The organism is Stenotrophomonas sp. PS02289 (assembly GCF_029960115.1).
Taxonomy (GTDB): domain Bacteria; phylum Pseudomonadota; class Gammaproteobacteria; order Xanthomonadales; family Xanthomonadaceae; genus Stenotrophomonas.
Genome location: NZ_JASCOZ010000091.1, coordinates 1 through 17,030, shown reverse-complemented (window position 1 = coordinate 17,030; position 17,030 = coordinate 1). Strand labels below are relative to the sequence as shown.

General features: G+C 62.6%; 29 protein-coding genes and 1 pseudogene. All 30 read left to right on the top strand.

Annotated elements, in window-relative coordinates:
- Window positions 1-296, top strand: a pseudogene (gene tuf, locus QMX83_RS13470) (elongation factor Tu); the annotation flags it as partial.
- A 332-nt stretch (window positions 297-628) separates the two neighbouring features.
- Window positions 629-940: a 30S ribosomal protein S10 gene (rpsJ, locus tag QMX83_RS13465; RefSeq protein ID WP_010341589.1), complete on the top strand. Its 312-nt coding sequence runs from the start codon at window positions 629-631 to the stop codon at window positions 938-940.
- A gap of 11 nt (window positions 941-951) precedes the next feature.
- The gene (rplC, locus tag QMX83_RS13460; RefSeq protein ID WP_282297146.1) at window positions 952-1,602 is read left to right on the top strand and encodes a 50S ribosomal protein L3; all 651 of its coding nucleotides are present in this window, start codon (window positions 952-954) and stop codon (window positions 1,600-1,602) included.
- Window positions 1,603-1,614: 12 nt separating this feature from the next.
- Window positions 1,615-2,220, top strand: coding sequence for a 50S ribosomal protein L4 (gene rplD / locus QMX83_RS13455; protein WP_125358588.1), 606 nt, complete (start codon window positions 1,615-1,617; stop codon window positions 2,218-2,220).
- Window positions 2,217-2,516 (top strand): 50S ribosomal protein L23, encoded by a 300-nt coding sequence (gene rplW, locus QMX83_RS13450; RefSeq protein WP_125358585.1) that lies wholly within the window; start codon window positions 2,217-2,219, stop codon window positions 2,514-2,516. The genes rplD and rplW overlap by 4 nt, the downstream gene beginning before the upstream one ends.
- Before the next feature lie 10 nt (window positions 2,517-2,526).
- Window positions 2,527-3,354 (top strand): 50S ribosomal protein L2, encoded by an 828-nt coding sequence (gene rplB / locus QMX83_RS13445; RefSeq protein ID WP_125358583.1) that lies wholly within the window; start codon window positions 2,527-2,529, stop codon window positions 3,352-3,354.
- A gap of 6 nt (window positions 3,355-3,360) precedes the next feature.
- Window positions 3,361-3,630 (top strand): 30S ribosomal protein S19, encoded by a 270-nt coding sequence (rpsS, locus tag QMX83_RS13440; RefSeq protein ID WP_125358580.1) that lies wholly within the window; start codon window positions 3,361-3,363, stop codon window positions 3,628-3,630.
- 12 nt (window positions 3,631-3,642) lie between these two features.
- A complete protein-coding gene (rplV, locus tag QMX83_RS13435) occupies window positions 3,643-3,978 on the top strand; it encodes a 50S ribosomal protein L22 (RefSeq protein ID WP_080375339.1) in 336 nt (111 codons plus the stop codon).
- 17 nt (window positions 3,979-3,995) lie between these two features.
- Window positions 3,996-4,730 carry a 30S ribosomal protein S3 gene (rpsC, locus tag QMX83_RS13430; protein ID WP_068849461.1) on the top strand — a complete coding sequence of 245 codons (735 nt, stop codon included), beginning with the start codon at window positions 3,996-3,998 and terminating at the stop codon, window positions 4,728-4,730.
- 5 nt (window positions 4,731-4,735) lie between these two features.
- Window positions 4,736-5,149 carry a 50S ribosomal protein L16 gene (rplP, locus tag QMX83_RS13425; protein WP_125358574.1) on the top strand — a complete coding sequence of 138 codons (414 nt, stop codon included), beginning with the start codon at window positions 4,736-4,738 and terminating at the stop codon, window positions 5,147-5,149.
- Window positions 5,149-5,334: a 50S ribosomal protein L29 gene (gene rpmC / locus QMX83_RS13420; RefSeq protein WP_125358571.1), complete on the top strand. Its 186-nt coding sequence runs from the start codon at window positions 5,149-5,151 to the stop codon at window positions 5,332-5,334. Before rplP ends, rpmC begins: the two co-directional genes overlap by 1 nt.
- A gap of 11 nt (window positions 5,335-5,345) precedes the next feature.
- Window positions 5,346-5,612 carry a 30S ribosomal protein S17 gene (rpsQ, locus tag QMX83_RS13415; protein WP_282297143.1) on the top strand — a complete coding sequence of 89 codons (267 nt, stop codon included), beginning with the start codon at window positions 5,346-5,348 and terminating at the stop codon, window positions 5,610-5,612.
- A gap of 13 nt (window positions 5,613-5,625) precedes the next feature.
- Complete coding sequence (gene rplN, locus QMX83_RS13410) at window positions 5,626-5,994, top strand: 50S ribosomal protein L14 (protein WP_125358566.1); 369 nt, start codon at window positions 5,626-5,628, stop codon at window positions 5,992-5,994.
- A 16-nt stretch (window positions 5,995-6,010) separates the two neighbouring features.
- Window positions 6,011-6,328, top strand: coding sequence for a 50S ribosomal protein L24 (gene rplX, locus QMX83_RS13405; RefSeq protein ID WP_017355416.1), 318 nt, complete (start codon window positions 6,011-6,013; stop codon window positions 6,326-6,328).
- 11 nt (window positions 6,329-6,339) lie between these two features.
- Entirely contained in the window at window positions 6,340-6,882 is a 543-nt protein-coding gene (rplE, locus tag QMX83_RS13400) for a 50S ribosomal protein L5 (RefSeq protein ID WP_282297141.1), read from the top strand.
- A gap of 18 nt (window positions 6,883-6,900) precedes the next feature.
- Window positions 6,901-7,206: a 30S ribosomal protein S14 gene (gene rpsN, locus QMX83_RS13395; RefSeq protein ID WP_125358560.1), complete on the top strand. Its 306-nt coding sequence runs from the start codon at window positions 6,901-6,903 to the stop codon at window positions 7,204-7,206.
- A gap of 213 nt (window positions 7,207-7,419) precedes the next feature.
- Entirely contained in the window at window positions 7,420-7,818 is a 399-nt protein-coding gene (gene rpsH / locus QMX83_RS13390; RefSeq protein WP_282297138.1) for a 30S ribosomal protein S8, read from the top strand.
- Between the two features lie 18 nt (window positions 7,819-7,836).
- Entirely contained in the window at window positions 7,837-8,364 is a 528-nt protein-coding gene (rplF, locus tag QMX83_RS13385) for a 50S ribosomal protein L6 (RefSeq protein ID WP_282297137.1), read from the top strand.
- Between the two features lie 41 nt (window positions 8,365-8,405).
- The gene (rplR, locus tag QMX83_RS13380) at window positions 8,406-8,759 is read left to right on the top strand and encodes a 50S ribosomal protein L18 (protein ID WP_017355421.1); all 354 of its coding nucleotides are present in this window, start codon (window positions 8,406-8,408) and stop codon (window positions 8,757-8,759) included.
- Window positions 8,760-8,916: 157 nt separating this feature from the next.
- On the top strand, window positions 8,917-9,459 hold the full coding sequence (gene rpsE, locus QMX83_RS13375; protein WP_282297136.1) for a 30S ribosomal protein S5: 543 nt from the start codon (window positions 8,917-8,919) through the stop codon (window positions 9,457-9,459).
- Window positions 9,452-9,643 carry a 50S ribosomal protein L30 gene (gene rpmD / locus QMX83_RS13370; protein WP_282297135.1) on the top strand — a complete coding sequence of 64 codons (192 nt, stop codon included), beginning with the start codon at window positions 9,452-9,454 and terminating at the stop codon, window positions 9,641-9,643. Before rpsE ends, rpmD begins: the two co-directional genes overlap by 8 nt.
- A 4-nt stretch (window positions 9,644-9,647) precedes the next feature.
- Entirely contained in the window at window positions 9,648-10,091 is a 444-nt protein-coding gene (gene rplO, locus QMX83_RS13365; protein WP_282297134.1) for a 50S ribosomal protein L15, read from the top strand.
- A 3-nt stretch (window positions 10,092-10,094) separates the two neighbouring features.
- A complete protein-coding gene (gene secY, locus QMX83_RS13360) occupies window positions 10,095-11,450 on the top strand; it encodes a preprotein translocase subunit SecY (RefSeq protein ID WP_125358542.1) in 1,356 nt (451 codons plus the stop codon).
- Window positions 11,451-11,814: 364 nt separating this feature from the next.
- Window positions 11,815-12,171 carry a 30S ribosomal protein S13 gene (gene rpsM, locus QMX83_RS13355; protein ID WP_010340453.1) on the top strand — a complete coding sequence of 119 codons (357 nt, stop codon included), beginning with the start codon at window positions 11,815-11,817 and terminating at the stop codon, window positions 12,169-12,171.
- A gap of 12 nt (window positions 12,172-12,183) precedes the next feature.
- A complete protein-coding gene (gene rpsK / locus QMX83_RS13350) occupies window positions 12,184-12,573 on the top strand; it encodes a 30S ribosomal protein S11 (RefSeq protein ID WP_017355427.1) in 390 nt (129 codons plus the stop codon).
- A 14-nt stretch (window positions 12,574-12,587) separates the two neighbouring features.
- Entirely contained in the window at window positions 12,588-13,217 is a 630-nt protein-coding gene (gene rpsD, locus QMX83_RS13345) for a 30S ribosomal protein S4 (protein WP_125358536.1), read from the top strand.
- 57 nt (window positions 13,218-13,274) lie between these two features.
- Window positions 13,275-14,273 (top strand): DNA-directed RNA polymerase subunit alpha, encoded by a 999-nt coding sequence (gene rpoA / locus QMX83_RS13340; RefSeq protein ID WP_282297130.1) that lies wholly within the window; start codon window positions 13,275-13,277, stop codon window positions 14,271-14,273.
- A gap of 194 nt (window positions 14,274-14,467) precedes the next feature.
- Entirely contained in the window at window positions 14,468-14,851 is a 384-nt protein-coding gene (rplQ, locus tag QMX83_RS13335; RefSeq protein ID WP_282297129.1) for a 50S ribosomal protein L17, read from the top strand.
- Between the two features lie 165 nt (window positions 14,852-15,016).
- Window positions 15,017-15,529 (top strand): disulfide bond formation protein B, encoded by a 513-nt coding sequence (locus tag QMX83_RS13330; RefSeq protein WP_282297128.1) that lies wholly within the window; start codon window positions 15,017-15,019, stop codon window positions 15,527-15,529.
- A 34-nt stretch (window positions 15,530-15,563) separates the two neighbouring features.
- Window positions 15,564-16,937, top strand: a complete 1,374-nt coding sequence (locus tag QMX83_RS13325) for a 3-deoxy-7-phosphoheptulonate synthase class II (protein ID WP_282297127.1) — start codon at window positions 15,564-15,566, stop codon at window positions 16,935-16,937.
- Window positions 16,938-17,030: the final 93 nt, after the last annotated feature.

The window sequence follows — 17,030 nt, the reverse complement described above, 5'->3', positions numbered from 1 at the left end:
GTTCGATCAAGCCGCACACCAAGTTCGACGCCGAAGTGTACGTGCTGTCGAAGGACGAAGGCGGCCGTCACACCCCGTTCTTCAAGGGCTACCGCCCGCAGTTCTACTTCCGTACCACCGACATCACTGGTGCGGTTGAACTGCCGGAAGGCGTGGAAATGGTCATGCCGGGCGACAACATCAAGATGGTCGTCACCCTGATCAACCCGGTCGCCATGGACTCGGGCCTGCGCTTCGCCATCCGCGAAGGCGGCCGTACCGTCGGCGCCGGCGTGGTCTCGAACATCCTCGAGTAACCTGCTAGAATCTGCGCCCCGATGTTGCCTGGGTAGGGCATCGGGGCGTAACTAAATGGGAAAAGAGGCGCAGGACGCTCCTCGTGTTCCCCGGACCAGGAAGGGTCGTGCCATTCAGGCAGTGTCAACAGGCGACTGTTGACCGCCGCCTTGTATGCGCGCTATACTTTTTCGTCTGGGCAGATCGAGCAATCGGTCTGCCTCGGCTTTTGAGGTCTACGGAAAGATCTTGGCGTCGCACGGGACTGTGCGACGTTCGCATTCAGGATATTCATGGGACAAGGCAACCCAGAGGCCTTGTCTGTCGCTCTTTTAACGAAGGAACCACCGTCATGGCGGACCAAAAGATCCGTATCCGGCTGAAGGCATTCGATCATCGTCTGATCGACCGCTCGGCCAGCGAGATCGTTGAAACGGCCAAGCGGACCGGCGCGCAAGTGCGTGGCCCGATCCCGCTGCCGACCAAGATCGAGCGTTACACCATTCTCGTTTCGCCGCACGTCGACAAGGACGCGCGTGACCAGTACGAGACCCGCACGCACAAGCGCGTGCTCGACATCGTCGACCCCAACGACAAGACCGTGGACGCGCTGATGAAGCTCGAACTGGCTGCCGGCGTCGACGTTCAGATCAAGCTGACCTGAGGACTACGACCATGACGAAGAAATATTCGTTGGGCTTCGTGGGCCGCAAGGCTGGCATGAGCCGCGTTTTCACTGACGATGGCCGCGCCATCCCGGTGACCCTGATTGAAGCAACCCCGAACCGCATCGCGCAGATCAAGACCGTCGAAGCCGACGGCTACAGCGCCGTGCAGGTGACCGTCGGCGCGCGTCGCGCTGCCCTGGTCAACAAGCCGGAAGCCGGCCACTTCGCCAAGGCGAAGGTGGAAGCCGGTCGTGGCCTGTGGGAATTCCGCGTTGAAGACGCGCAGCTCGGCGATTTCGCCGTCGGCGGCGAAGTCAAGGCGGACATCTTTGAAGTTGGCCAGAAGGTCGACGTCCAGGGTGTCACCAAGGGTAAGGGTTTCCAGGGCACCATCAAGCGCTACAACTTCCGTATGGGCGATGCAACCCACGGTAACTCGCTGTCGCATCGCGCGCCGGGTTCGCTGGGTCAGCGCCAGACCCCGGGTCGCGTTTTCCCGGGCAAGAAGATGTCGGGCCATATGGGTGCCGTGCAGCAGAGCACGCAGAACCTGGAAGTGGTCAAGGTCGACGTCGAGCGCGGTCTGATCGCGATTCGTGGTGCCGTTCCGGGCGCTGCGGGTGGTGACGTGATCGTCCGTCCGGCGAGCAAGGCATAAGGAGAGATGACGATGGAACTCGTTATCACGGGTAGCAACAACAAGGTCTCGGTCTCCGAAGCCGTGTTCGGTCGCGATTTCAGCGAAGATCTGGTTCACCAGGTCGTCGTTGCTTACCGCAACGCCGGTCGCGCCGGTACCAAGGCACAGAAGACTCGCTCCGAAGTGGCTGGCACCACCAAGAAGTCGAAGAAGCAGAAGGGCGGCGGTGCGCGTCATGGCGCGCTGACGGCTCCGATCTTCGTCGGCGGTGGCGTCACCTTCGCGGCCAAGCCGCGCAGCTTCGAGCAGAAGGTCAACCGCAAGCAGTACCGTGCCGCCATGTGCGCGATCCTGTCCGAGCTGAACCGTCAGGGCCGTCTGACCATCGTGGAGTCCTTCGACGTCGAAGCGACCAGCACGAAGGGTCTGATCGCCAAGCTGGCCGGCCTGGAAGTGGGCAAGCGCCCGCTGATCGTCACTGAAGATGCGTCCGAGCACCTGTACCTGTCCGCACGCAACGTTCCCTACGTGGAAGTGCGTGACGTCCAGGGTCTGGACCCGGTCTCGCTGGTCGGTGCCGACACGGTCGTCATCACCGCTGATGCGGTCAAGAAGGTCGAGGAGTGGCTGGCATGAACAGCAACGAAAAAATCTTCAGCGTGCTGCGTGCCCCGCGTGTCTCCGAAAAGACCGCGCGCCTGCAGGAAGTCTCCAACCAGTATGTCTTCGAAGTGTCGAACGAAGCGACCAAGGCCGACGTGAAGGCCGCGGTTGAGCAGCTGTTCGCAGTCAAAGTCGAGTCGGTCAACGTGCTGAACGTGAAGGGCAAGAACAAGTCCTTCCGTAACCGCAACGGCCGTCGCGGCGATTGGCGCAAGGCATACGTGCGTCTCGCCGATGGCCAGTCCATCGATGTAACGGCCAAGGCCTGAGGTACATCCCATGCCATTGATGAAATTCAAGCCCACCTCCGCAGGCCGTCGTTCGGCCGTGCGCGTGGTCACGCCCGATCTGCACAAGGGCGCACCGCACGCAGCGTTGCTGGAGCCGCAGAGCAAGTCCGGTGGTCGTAACCACCACGGCCGCATCACCACCCGTCACGTGGGCGGTGGTCACAAGCAGCACTACCGTGTCATCGACTTCAAGCGCAACAAGGAAGGCATTCCGGCGCGCGTGGAACGCATCGAATACGATCCGAACCGCACCGCCCATATCGCCCTGCTGTGCTACGTCGACGGCGAGCGTCGCTACATCATCGCACCGAAGGGCCTGAAGGCCGGTGACCAGGTGATTGCAGGTTCGGACGCCCCGATCAAGACCGGCAACACCCTGCCGCTGCGCAACATCCCGGTTGGTACCACTGTCCACGGCATCGAACTGAAGCCGGGCAAGGGTGCCCAGATCGCTCGTGCCGCCGGCGCTGCCGTGCAGCTCGTCGCTCGTGAAGGCATCTACGCCACCCTGCGCCTGCGCTCGGGTGAAATGCGCAAGGTGCCGGTCGAGTGCCGTGCCACCATCGGCGAAGTCGGCAACGACGAGCACAACCTGGAAAAGCTGGGCAAGGCTGGCGCCAAGCGCTGGCGCGGTGTTCGCCCGACCGTTCGTGGTGCTGCCATGAACCCGGTTGACCACCCGCACGGTGGTGGTGAGGCGAAGGCCGGCCAGGGTAATCCGCATCCGGTCACCCCGTGGGGTGTCCCGACCAAGGGTTACAAGACGCGCAAGAACAAGCGCACCCAGCAGTTCATCGTCCGCGATCGTAGGGGCTAATCGACCATGGCACGTTCACTCAAGAAAGGCCCGTTCGTCGATCACCACCTCGTCAAGAAGGTGGAGGCCGCTGCGGGTAGCAAGAAGCCGATCAAGACCTGGTCGCGTCGTTCGATGATCCTGCCGGAAATGGTAGGCATCACCATCGCCGTTCATAACGGCAAGGCCCACGTTCCGGTGCTCGTCAACGAGAACATGGTCGGTCACAAGCTCGGCGAATTTGCCATCACCCGGACCTTCAAGGGTCATGGTGCTGACAAGAAGTCGGGCAAGTAAGGAGAGATGACAATGGAAGCGAAAGCAATCCTGCGCACTGCGCGCATCTCCCCGCAGAAGGCTCGTCTGGTCGCTGACCAGGTGCGCGGTCTGCCGGCCGAGCGTGCGGTCAACCTGCTGAAGTTCTCGGACAAGAAGGCTGCCCACCTGATCAAGAAGGTGGTGGAGTCGGCTATTGCCAATGCCGAGAACAACCAGGGCGCCGACGTCGACGAGCTGAAGGTTCAGACCATCATGGTTGATGAAGGTCCGACCCTGAAGCGTTTCATGGCGCGGGCGAAAGGCCGCGGTACCCGCATCCTCAAGCGCACCAGCCACATCACTGTGGTTGTGGGCGCCGGCAAGTAAGCGGAAAGGAAAAAACCATGGGTCATAAAGTTCATCCGATTGGTATCCGCCTCGGCATTTCCAAGGACTGGAACTCCAAGTGGTACGCCAACAAGGCCGAGTTTGCCGGTTACCTGGCAGCCGACCTGAAGGTGCGGGACATGCTGCGCAAGAAGCTCGCGCAGGCCGGCATCAGCAAGATCCTGATCGAGCGTCCGGCAAAGACCGCTCGCGTGACGATCCACACCGCCCGTCCGGGCGTGGTGATCGGCAAGCGCGGTGAGGACATCGAGAAGCTGCGTAAGGAAGTGAGCGAAATGATGGGCGTTCCGGCGCACATCAACGTCACCGAAGTGCGCAAGCCCGAGCTGGACGCACAGCTGGTTGCCGAGTCGATCGCGCAGCAGCTGGAGCGTCGCATCATGTTCCGCCGCGCCATGAAGCGCTCGGTCGGCAACGCGATGCGCCTGGGTGCCCTGGGCATCAAGGTCAACGTCGGTGGCCGTCTGAATGGCGCAGAAATCGCCCGTTCGGAGTGGTACCGCGAAGGCCGCGTGCCGCTGCACACGCTGCGTGCCGACATCGACTATGGCTTCGCTGAAGCCAAGACGACCTACGGCATCATCGGCATCAAGGTCTGGATCTACAAGGGCGAAGTCTTCGATTTCTCCCAGGTTGGCCAGGAAAAGCAGGACGACACCCCGTCGCGCAACGATCGTAACGATCGCGGCGACCGCGGTGACCGTCAGCGCCCGGCTCGTGAAGCGAGGTAACGGCAATGTTGCAACCCAAGCGAACCAAATACCGCAAGGTACACAAGGGCCGTAATGATGGCCTGAGCTGGAGCGCCAACGCTGTCAGCTTCGGCGAATACGGCCTCAAGGCAACCGCCCACGGTCAGCTGACCGCGCGTCAGATCGAAGCGGCCCGCCGCTCGATCAGCCGCTACGTCAAGCGCGGTGGCAAGATGTGGATCCGTGTGTTCCCCGACAAGCCGATCACCAAGAAGCCCATCGAAGTCCGAATGGGTTCTGGTAAGGGCAACGTGGAATACTGGGTGGCCCAGATCCAGCCCGGCCGCATGATCTATGAAATTGAAGGCGTTGGCGAAGACGTGGCACGTGAGGCTTTCCGCCTGGCTGCCGCCAAGCTTTCCGTGACCACTACTTTCGTGACCCGGACGGTGCGCTGATGGACATCAAACAACTTCGCGAAAAGTCGGCTGACGAACTGAACGCCCACCTGACCGACCTGCGTAAGGAGCAGTTCTCGCTCCGCATGCAGCAGGTCACCGGGCAGCTGCCGAAGACTCACGAAACCCGCCGGGTCCGCCGCGAGATTGCTCGCGTCAAGACTCTGCTCGGCAGCAAGAAGTAAGGACGGCCGCTATGAGCGATAACAACGAAAAGACGCTGCGCACGGTCGAAGGCCGTGTCGTCAGCAACAAGATGGACAAGACGGTCACCGTGTTGGTGGAGCGCCAGGTCAAGCACGCCCTGTACGGCAAGTACATCAAGCGCTCGACCAAGCTTCACGCTCACGATGCCGACAACGCCTGCAATGAAGGCGACGTCGTGCGCGTGACCGAGATTGCTCCGATGTCCAAGACCAAGAACTGGCGCGTGGTGGAAGTCATCACGCGTGCGGCTCAATAAGGAGATCTGAATCATGATCCAGATGCAGAGCTACCTTGACGTCGCGGACAACTCCGGTGCCAAGGAACTGATGTGCATCAAGGTGCTGGGTGGTTCCAAGCGCCGTTACGCGCACATCGGTGACATCATCAAGGTCACCGTGAAGGATGCGATCCCGCGCGGCAAGGTCAAGAAGGGTGAAGTGTATGACGCCGTCGTGGTGCGTACCCGCAAGGGTGTGCGTCGCGCCGACGGTTCGCTGATCCGTTTCGACGGCAACGCCGCGGTCCTGCTCAACAACAAGCAAGAGCCGATCGGCACCCGCATCTTCGGGCCGGTGACCCGTGAACTTCGTTCCGAGAAGTTCATGAAGATCGTCTCGCTCGCTCCCGAAGTGCTGTGAGCGACAGGAGATAATCATGGCTAACCGTATCAAGAAGGGCGACCAGGTCGTCGTCAACACCGGCAAGGACAAGGGCAAGCAGGGCGAAGTCGTCCGCGTCGACGGCGATCGTGTGATCGTCGCCAACGTGAACATCGTCAAGCGCCACACCAAGCCGAACCCGCAGGCAGGCGTTGCCGGCGGCGTGGTCGAGCGTGAAGCGTCGATCCATATCTCCAACGTGAATGTGCTGAACCCGGCTTCGGGCAAGGGCGAACGCGTTGGCTTCAAGGTGCTGGAGGATGGACGCAAACTGCGTGTGTTCCGCTCCAGCGGTGAGGCGCTCGACGCCTGAGGAATGTGAAGATGACTTCCCGTCTCGAAAAGTTCTACAAGGAAGAAGTGGTGCCGGCGCTGATGAAGCAGTTCGGCTACACCAATCCGATGCAGGTCCCCAAGCTGGTCAAGGTCACCCTGAACATGGGTGTCGGCGAAGCGGCGACCAACAAGAAGATCCTGGAAAATGCCGTTGCTGACATGTCCAAGATCTCCGGCCAGAAGCCGGTCGTGACCAAGTCCCGTATCTCGGTGGCTTCGTTCAAGATCCGTGATGGCTGGCCGATTGGCTGCAAGACCACGCTGCGTCGTGCCAAGATGTATGAGTTCCTGGATCGCCTGATCAACATCTCGCTGCCGCGCGTGCGCGACTTCCGTGGTGTTTCCGGTCGTTCCTTCGACGGTCGCGGCAACTTCAACATGGGTGTGAAGGAACAGATCATCTTCCCGGAAATCGACTTCGACGCCGTCGACGCGATCCGCGGTATGGATATCGCCATCACCACCACCGCCAAGACCGACGCGGAAGCGAAGGCGCTGCTCGCAGCGTTCAAGTTCCCGTTCCGTAACTGATACGTCGAGGATATCGAAATGGCTAAGACCTCCATGGTCAACCGCGATCTGAAGCGTGCCAAGCTCGCTGCCAAGTACGCCGGCAAGCGCGAAGAGCTGAAGAAGATCATCTCCAGCACGACCGCTTCGTACGACGAAAAGGCAGAAGCCGTGATCAAGTTGCAGAAGCTGCCGCGCGATTCGTCGCCGAGCCGCCACCGCAACCGTTGCGAGCTGTCGGGCCGTCCGCGTGGCGTGTACAGCAAGTTCGGCCTGGGCCGTAACAAGCTGCGCGAAGCCACCATGCGCGGCGACGTGCCGGGCCTGCGCAAGGCAAGCTGGTAATAAGGGAGCAATCCCTGGATAGGAGATGAATCCATTCAGGTTCATCTCCTCCCGAAAAGGGCCCGGCGCAAGTCGGGCTCTTTTTGTCGTATACTCCCGCTTCTGTCCCGACCTTCGGGGTAGGGCGTGTGTGTGAAGGGGCCTGGCCCATCCCAGGACTACAAGCAAGATTTTCGCGAAAGCGGATATCGGTGCACTCAAAGGGTTTGACTAATGAGCATGACTGATCCCATCGCCGACCTGCTGGTACGCATCAAGAATGCGGCCGCAGTTGGCAAGCAGACGGTGAAGGCACCGTCCTCCAAGATCAAGGTTGCAATCGCAGAAGTGCTGAAGGCCGAGGGCTACATCACTGACGTGCGCGTGACCAAGACTGAAAACAACAAGGCCGAACTCGAAATCGTCCTGAAGTATTTCGAAGGCAAGCCGGTCATTGAGACCCTGAAGCGCTTCTCGCGTTCGGGTCTGCGCCAGTACCGCGGCAAGGCTGAACTGCCGAAGGTCCTGAACGGCCTGGGTATTGCCATCATTTCCACCTCCAAGGGCATCATGACTGATGCGCAGGCGCGCCAGCTGGGCGTCGGCGGCGAAGTCCTGTGCTTCGTGGCCTAAGGCGAGAAGGAGTCCACTATGTCCCGCGTAGCCAAGAAGCCGGTCAACCTGCCCAAGGGCGTTGAACTGAACATCCAGCCGGAATCCGTCAGCGTGAAGGGCCCGAAGGGCACCCTGTCGCTGCCGAAGGTCGCCGGCGTTGAAATCACCGTTGCAGACGGCGTTGCCACTCTGGCCGCCAACGACGCAAGCCTGGTCGCACTGACCGGCACCGTGCGCGCCATCCTGGCCAACATGGTCAAGGGCGTGAGCGAAGGTTTCGAGCGCAAGCTCGAGCTGGTCGGCGTGGGTTACCGCGCTGCCATGCAGGGCAAGGACCTGAACCTGTCGCTCGGTTTCTCGCACCCGGTTCTGTTCGTCGCACCGGAAGGCATCACCATCACCACCCCGACCCAGACCGAAATTCTGGTCCAGGGCGCTGACAAGCAGCAGGTGGGTGAAGTGGCTGCCAAGATCCGTGGCTACCGTCCGCCGGAGCCCTACAAGGGCAAGGGTGTGAAGTACGCCGGCGAAGTCATCATTCGTAAGGAAGCCAAGAAGGCGTAAGGCGTTTTCCGCCAGCCCTTCAGCTTTCAAGGACCAAGATAATGAACAAGAACATCGCTCGTCTGCGTCGCGCCAAGTCGACCCGTGCACACATCCGCGAACTGGGCGTGCCGCGTCTGTCGGTGCTGCGCACCGGTCAGCACCTGTACGCACAGGTCTTCACCGCCGACGGCTCCAAGGTGCTGGCTGCGGCCAACACCACCCAGGCCGACGTCAAGGAAGGCCTGAAGAACGGCAAGAACAGCGACGCCGCCGCCAAGGTGGGCAAGCTCGTCGCCGAGCGCGCCAAGGCTGCGGGCATCGAGAAGGTCGCTTTCGACCGCTCGGGCTACCGCTACCACGGTCGCATCAAGGCACTCGCCGACGCAGCCCGCGAAGGCGGCCTGCAGTTCTAAGGGATAAGGAAGCGGGGCCTGGCCCCGCTTCCGCCTGCCTGCCGGCACGGGCTGTGCCGGGCGACGTCCTTCTTCTGCAGGGGCGCTCGATCCAACGCTTCACTTCACAGCTATAAGCGGCCCTGAGCCGTACATACCCATCAATCAAGGAATCAACATGGCAGAAGAACGTCAGCAGCGGGGTCGCGATCGCGACCGTAACCGCGAAGAGAAAGTCGACGACGGCATGATCGAAAAGCTGGTCGCGGTCAACCGCGTCAGCAAGACCGTCAAGGGTGGCCGTCAGTTCACCTTCACCGCCCTGACCGTGGTCGGCGACGGCGAAGGCAAGGTCGGTTTCGGTTATGGCAAGGCCCGCGAAGTGCCGGTCGCCATCCAGAAGTCGATGGAACAGGCCCGCAAGAACATGGCTACCGTCGATCTGAACAACGGCACCCTGTGGCACGCGGTCAAGGCCGGCCACGGCGCAGCCCGCGTGTTCATGATGCCGGCTTCGGAAGGTACCGGTGTGATCGCCGGCGGTGCCATGCGCGCCGTGCTGGAAGCCGTTGGCGTGAAGAACGTGCTGGCCAAGGCCGTCGGTTCGCGTAACCCGATCAACCTGGTTCGCGCCACGCTGAAGGGTCTGACCGACATGCAGTCGCCGGCCCGCATCGCGGCCAAGCGCGGCAAGAAGGTGGAGGAACTCAACCATGGCTAATGAGTCCAACAAGACCGTCAAGGTCCGTCTGGTGGGTGGCCTGCGTGGCACCCAGTCCAAGCACCGCCTGTCGGTGCGTGCCCTGGGCCTGAACAAGCTGAACGACGTGCGTGAGCTGAAAGACAGCCCGCAGGTTCGTGGCCTGATCAACAAGGTCCAGTACCTCGTCAAGGTTGAGGAATAATCCAATGACCATGCGTCTCAATGATCTGAGCCCGGCACCGGGCGCCCGCACCGAACGCACCCGCGTCGGCCGCGGTATCGGTTCGGGCCTGGGCAAGACTGCCGGCCGCGGCCACAAGGGTTCGTTCGCCCGTAAGGGTGGCGGCAAGATCAAGGCTGGCTTCGAAGGCGGCCAGACCCCGATGCAGCGTCGTCTGCCGAAGATCGGCTTCCGCTCGCACATCGCCAAGGACACCGCTGAAGTGCTGCTGTATCAGCTGGACCGTCTGGAAGCCGGCGAGATCGACTTCGCTGCGCTGCGCGCCGCCAAGCTGGTGCCGAGCACCGCCAAGAAGGCCAAGATCGTCGTCAAGGGCGAAGTGACCAAGGCGTTCACCCTGAAGGGTGTTGCTGCAACGGCCGGTGCCAAGGCCGCGATCGAAGCTGCCGGCGGCAGCGTACAGGAGTAAGACATGGCGCAAGCGGGCATTGGTAACCTCGGCGGCGGGCTCGGCAAGTTCACTGAACTTCGCCAGCGTCTGTTGTTCGTTCTCGGGGCGTTGATCGTCTATCGCATCGGCTGTTATGTGCCGGTGCCGGGCGTCAATCCCGATGCCATGCTTGCGCTCATGCAGGCGCAGGGCGGCGGTATCGTGGACATGTTCAACATGTTCTCGGGCGGCGCCCTGCACCGTTTCAGCATTTTCGCGCTGAACGTGATGCCGTACATTTCGGCATCCATCGTGATGCAGCTGGCCGTTCATATCTTCCCGGCGCTGAAGGCGCTGCAGAAGGAAGGTGAATCCGGCCGCCGCAAGATCACCCAGTATTCCCGCATCGGTGCCGTGCTTCTGGCGGTGGTGCAGGGCGGCAGCATCGCGCTGGCGCTGCAGAACCAGCTGTCCCCGACCGGTGCCCCGGTCGTCTATGCCCCGGGCATGGGCTTCGTGCTGACCGCCGTGGTCGCGCTGACCGCCGGCACCATCTTCCTGATGTGGGTGGGCGAGCAGGTCACCGAGCGCGGCATCGGCAACGGTGTGTCGCTGATCATCTTCGCCGGTATCGTGGCGGGCCTGCCGGGTGCGGTCATCCACACCTTCGACGCTTACCAGGACGGCAACATCCAGTTCATCCAGCTGCTGCTGATCGCGCTGGTGGTGCTGGTCTTCACCTTCTTCGTGGTCTTTGTCGAGCGCGGCCAGCGCCGCATCACGGTGAACTACGCGCGCCGCCAGGGTGGCCGCAACGCGTACATGAACCAGACCTCGTTCCTGCCGCTGAAGCTGAACATGGCGGGCGTGATCCCGGCCATCTTCGCCTCCAGCATCCTGGCTTTCCCGACCACCCTGGCCATGTGGTCCGGCCAGGCCAGCTCGGCCACCTGGCTGCAGAAGCTCGCCAACGCCCTGGGCCCGGCTGAGCCGCTGCACATGATCGTGTTCGCCGTGCTGATCACCGGTTTCGCGTTCTTCTATACCGCGCTGGTGTTCAACTCGCAGGAAACCGCCGACAACCTGAAGAAGTCGGGCGCGCTGATTCCGGGCATCCGTCCGGGCAAGGCCACCGCCGACTACATCGACGGCGTGCTGACCCGCCTGACCGCGGCCGGCTCGGCCTACCTGGTCATTGTCTGCCTGCTGCCGGAAATCATGCGTTCGCAGCTGAATGCGTCGTTCTACTTCGGCGGCACCTCGCTGCTGATCGTGGTGGTGGTGGTGATGGACTTCATCGCCCAGATCCAGGCGCACCTGATGTCGCACCAGTACGAAAGCCTGTTGAAGAAGGCCAACCTGAAGGGTGGCAACCGCGGCGGCTTTGCTCGCGGCTGATTCGGCTGTTACACTATCGTCTTCCTGACGTGATGGTCCTCCGCTTCGCGGACCTGGCCACACAAACGAAGGGCGGCCCCCGCAGCGGTTCCGGGTGGGGGTGTGATCGGGTCGTCCCGCGCGGGAGTAGCGCGGGCGGCACCGGGGCAGGGCACGCAAGTGGTCTGTTTCCGGGGTCAACCTGGTCCGGCGCCGGAGCCTGGGCACACTCCCTGGGCCGGGTTCATGAAACCTTTCAGGTTTCACGGACTTCCAAGTAAACCGGAACCTTGTTAGTATCGCTAGTTCACTTTTTTGATCCATCCTGCCGGATTGGCGCGCCTTGGGTGCGCCGTCGGCCATCACTCAGCTGGAGAACCGCGTCATGGCGCGTATTGCAGGCGTCAACCTGCCAGCCCAGAAGCATGTCTGGGTCGGGTTGCAAAGCATTTACGGCATCGGCCGTACCCGTTCGAAGAAGGTCTGCGAAGCCGCAGGCGTGACTTCGACCACCAAGATCCGCGATCTGTCGGAGCCGGAAATCGAGCGTCTGCGTCTCGAAGTCGGCAAGTACATCGTGGAAGGCGATCTGCGCCGTGAAATCGGTATCGCGATCAAGCGCCTGATGGACCTGGGCTGCTACCGCGGTCTGCGTCACCGTCGTGGCCTGCCGCTCCGCGGTCAGCGCACCCGTACCAACGCCCGCACCCGCAAGGGTCCGCGCAAGGCGATCAAGAAGTAAGGGACCTGAGAAATGGCTAAGCCCGTCGCTAAGACCAAGAAGAAGATCAAGCGCGTCGTCACTGACGGCGTTGCCCACGTCCACGCTTCTTTCAACAACACCATCGTGACCATCACCGACCGTCAGGGCAATGCTCTGTCGTGGGCGACCTCCGGTGGCGCTGGCTTCCGCGGTTCGCGTAAGTCCACCCCGTTCGCTGCCCAGGTGGCTGCCGAGAAGGCCGGCCGTGCCGCGCTCGACTACGGCGTCAAGTCCCTGGAAGTCCGCATCAAGGGCCCGGGTCCGGGTCGTGAGTCGGCCGTGCGCTCGCTGAACAACGTGGGCTACAAGATCACCAACATCATCGACGTGACGCCAATCCCGCACAACGGGTGCCGTCCGCCGAAGAAGCGTCGCGTCTAAAGGAGCGATAAGAAATGGCTCGTTATATCGGTCCTACCTGTAAGCTCGCCCGCCGCGAAGGCGCCGACCTTTCCCTCAAGAGCCCGGCCCGTGCGCTGGACTCCAAGTGCAAGCTGGAGCAGAAGCCCGGCCAGCACGGCGCGACTGCCCGTAAGGGCAAGCTGTCCGACTACGCCACCCAGCTGCGTGAAAAGCAGAAGGTCAAGCGTATCTACGGCCTGCTGGAGCGTCAGTTCCGCAACTACTACAAGAAGGCCTCGACCAAGAAGGGCAACACCGGCGAGAACCTGCTGCAGCTGCTGGAAACCCGTCTGGACAACGTCGTCTACCGCATGGGCTTCGCTGTGACCCGTCCGGCTGCCCGTCAGCTGGTCTCGCACCGCGGCGTCACCGTGAACGGCAAGTCGGTGAACCTGGCTTCGTACCAGGTCAAGGCCGGCGACGCTGTCGCCCTGTCGGAAAAGGCTGCCAAGCAGCTGCGCGTGCAGGAAGCCTTGACCGTGTCCAGCTCGCATGACCTGCGTCCGTCGTGGATTGAAGTCGATGCGGCCAAGTTCGCCGGCATCTTCAAGGCTGTTCCGGATCGTTCGGACCTGCCTGCGGATATCAACGAAGCGCTGATCGTCGAGTTGTATTCGAAGTAATTCACATTGGAGAACCCCCGGCGACGGCCGGGGTGTTCACTAGGAGAACCCGCAAACATGACGGTTACCGCCAACCAGGTTCTGCGTCCTCGCGGTCCGCAGATCGAACGCCTTACCGACACCCGCGCCAAGGTCGTCATCGAACCCTTGGAGCGTGGTTACGGGCATACGCTGGGCAACGCCCTGCGTCGCGTGCTGCTGTCGTCCATCCCGGGCTTCGCCATCACGGAAGTTGAAATCGACGGCGTGCTGCACGAGTACACCACGTTGGAAGGTCTGCAGGAGGACGTTCTCGAAGTCCTGCTCAACCTGAAAGACGTGGCGATCCGCATGCACACCGGCGACAGTTCCACGCTGTCCCTGTCCAAGCAGGGTCCGGGTGTTGTCACTGCGGCCGACATCAAGGTCGACCACAATGTCGAGATCCTCAACCCTGACCACGTGATCTGCCACCTGACCAAGGACACGGCGATCAACATGCGTCTGAAGGTCGAGCGCGGCTTCGGCTACCAGCCGGCAGCTGCACGTCGTCGTCCGGACGAAGAAACCCGTGCGATCGGTCGTCTGGTGCTGGACGCTTCGTTCTCCCCGGTCCGCCGCGTGGCGTACTCGGTGGAAGCGGCGCGTGTGGAACAGCGCACCGACCTGGACAAGCTGGTGCTGGACATCGAAACCAACGGCACGATCGACGCCGAGGAAGCCGTGCGCACCGCCGCCGACATCCTGAGCGATCAGCTGTCGGTGTTCGGTGACTTCACCCACCGCGACCGCGGTGCGGCCAAGCCGGCCAACAACGGCGTGGATCCGGTGCTGCTGCGCCCGATCGACGATCTGGAACTGACCGTGCGTTCGGCGAACTGCCTGAAGGCCGAAAGCATCTACTACATCGGCGATCTGATCCAGAAGACCGAAGTGGAGCTGCTGAAGACCCCGAACCTGGGCAAGAAGTCGCTGACCGAGATCAAGGAAGTGCTGGCACAGCGCGGCCTTTCGCTCGGCATGAAGCTGGAAAACTGGCCGCCGGCCGGTGTTGCCCAGCACGGCATGCTCGGCTGATCCAGCGAAACAGTTTTACCCCGCACCTTCGGGTGCGGGGGCTTTACCGCAGTACCTCGCACCGACAGGCGCACAGCCTGCGGTGACGGTCGGCCAGGAGGGCCGGCATCGGACCAACCGCAGTCCACGTTTGAACGCCAGGACGGCGACAGCGAACCACAACCGATCCAACATTCTTTGAAGGAAACACACCCATGCGTCACCAGAAATCCGGCCGCAAGTTCAACCGTACCAGCGCCCACCGCGAAGCGATGTTCAAGAACATGGCTGCCTCGCTGTTCAAGCACGAGCTGATCAAGACCACCCTGCCGAAGGCCAAGGAACTGCGCCGCGTTGCCGAGCCGCTGATCACCCTGGCCAAGGTTGACTCGGTCGCCAACCGCCGTCTGGCCTTCGCCCGTCTGCGCGACAACGAAGCCGTGGGCAACCTGTTCACCATCCTGGGCCCGCGCTATGCGACCCGTCCGGGCGGCTACCTGCGTCTGCTGAAGTGCGGCTTCCGCGCCGGCGACAACGCCCCGATGGCCTACGTCGAACTGGTCGACCGTCCGGCCGTTGCTGAAGCCGTCGAAGAATAAGTCTTCGGGCTTTACCAAGATTCACTGAGAAACCCGGCCTTGCGCCGGGTTTTTCATTTCTGGCCGCTCTACGCGACCCAGCCCCCGACATACGGCAATCTGCCGCAGCCCTGACCGCGCAGCACCCTGTTAATCTTGGCACCTGACTTTCACGAGTGTGTGGCAATGAATCCATTGCGCTGGCCCTACCGCGCCCAGTTCCTGCTGGGGTTCCTGATCTGCGCCGGGTTGCTCGGCTTTGCGATCTTCACCCAGTTGAAGATGGGCCTGGAGCCGTGCCCGCTGTGCATCTTCCAGCGCATCGCGTTCGCCGCGCTGGGCCTGCTGTTCCTGATCGGTGCGCTGCACGGCCCGCGTGATCGCCCCGGGCGCATCACCTATGGCGTGCTGGCCTTCATCGCCGCGGCCGTGGGCATCGGCATCGCCGGGCGTCATGTGTACGTGCAGATGCTGCCGCAGGACCTCGGCTCCAGCTGCGGACCGCCGCTGTCGTTCCTGAGCGAAACCATGGGGCCGTTCGAGGTCTTCCGCACCGTGCTGACCGGCACCGGCAACTGCGGCAACATCGACTGGACCTTCCTGGGGCTTACCATGCCCATGTGGAGCCTGGTCTGGTTCGTGCTGCTGGGCCTGTGGGCGCTGGTGGTGTCGTTCCGCAAGCCGCCACGCCGCTACTGAATTCGCTGTACTGCTGACCTGACTGGATACTCCGATGAACGCCTCAATGCCCGCCAACGCCCCTGCGACCTTGCCGACCGACTGGTCGCCGGAGAGCTGGCGGAGCCGGCCGGCGCTGCAGATGCCCACCTATCCCGATCCGGTCGCGCTGGATGCCTCGCTGCATGAGCTGAAGCGGCTGCCGCCGCTGGTCACCTCCTGGGAGATCCTGGCGCTCAAGCGCCAGTTGGCCGAGGCCCAGGAGGGCAAGCGCTTCCTGCTGCAGGGCGGTGACTGCGCGGAGAACTTCAGCGACTGCGAAAGCACCACCATCTCCAACCGGCTCAAGGTGCTGCTGCAGATGAGCCTGGTGCTGGTGCATGGCATGCGCAAGCCGGTCATCCGCGTGGGGCGCTTCGCCGGGCAGTATGCGAAGCCGCGTTCGGCCGATACCGAAACCCGTGACGGCGTCACCCTGCCCAGTTATCGCGGCGATGTGATCAACGCGCCCGAATTCACCGAGGCGGCCCGGCTCCCGGATCCGCGCCGAATGTTGCAGGCGCATGCGCATTCGGCGATGACCATGAACTTCGTGCGGGCGCTTATCGACGGCGGCTTCGCTGACCTGCACCATCCGGAGTACTGGAACCTGGAGTGGGTGCGGCACTCGCCGCTGGCCGCGGACTACCAGAAGATGGTGTCGTCCATCGGTGACGCCGTGCACTTCATGGAAACGCTATCCGGGACCCAGGTCTACAACCTGAACCGGATCGACTTCTACACCTCGCACGAGGCGCTGCTGCTGCCCTATGAGCAGGCATTGACCCGGCAGGTGCCGCGCCAGCAGGGCTGGTTGAATCTGAGCACGCATTACCCGTGGATCGGCATGCGCACCGCCGCCCTGGATGGCGCGCACGTGGAATACCTGCGTGGCGTGCGCAATCCGATTGCAATCAAGGTCGGGCCGTCGGTACAGCCGGATCAGCTGCTGCGCCTGATCGACGTGCTCAATCCGGACGACGAACCCGGTCGCCTGAGCTTCATTCATCGCATGGGCGCGGCGCAGATTGCCGAAAAGCTGCCGCCGCTGCTGGATGCGGTAAAGCGCGATGGTCGCCGCGTGTTGTGGGTCTGCGATGCGATGCACGGCAATACCGAAAGCACCAGCAACGGCTTCAAGACGCGTCGCTTCGACAACGTGCGCAGCGAAGTGGAGCTGTCCTTCGACCTGCACGCCGCAGCCGGTACGCGGCTGGGCGGTGTGCACCTGGAGCTCACCGGTGAGGATGTCACCGAGTGCACCGGCGGTGCCCGCGAGCTGACCGAGCGCGACCTGGAGCGGGCCTACCGCTCCACCGTGGATCCGCGATTGAATTACGAGCAGTCGCTGGAGATTGCAATGGCGATCGTGCGCAAGCAGGGTGGCTGAGGCGGTGCGTCATCGGGGCATTGATCTGCCGTAGAGCCACGCCCTGCGTGGCTTCGCGGCGCCAGCCGGAATCGCCGCCACGCCGGGCGTGGC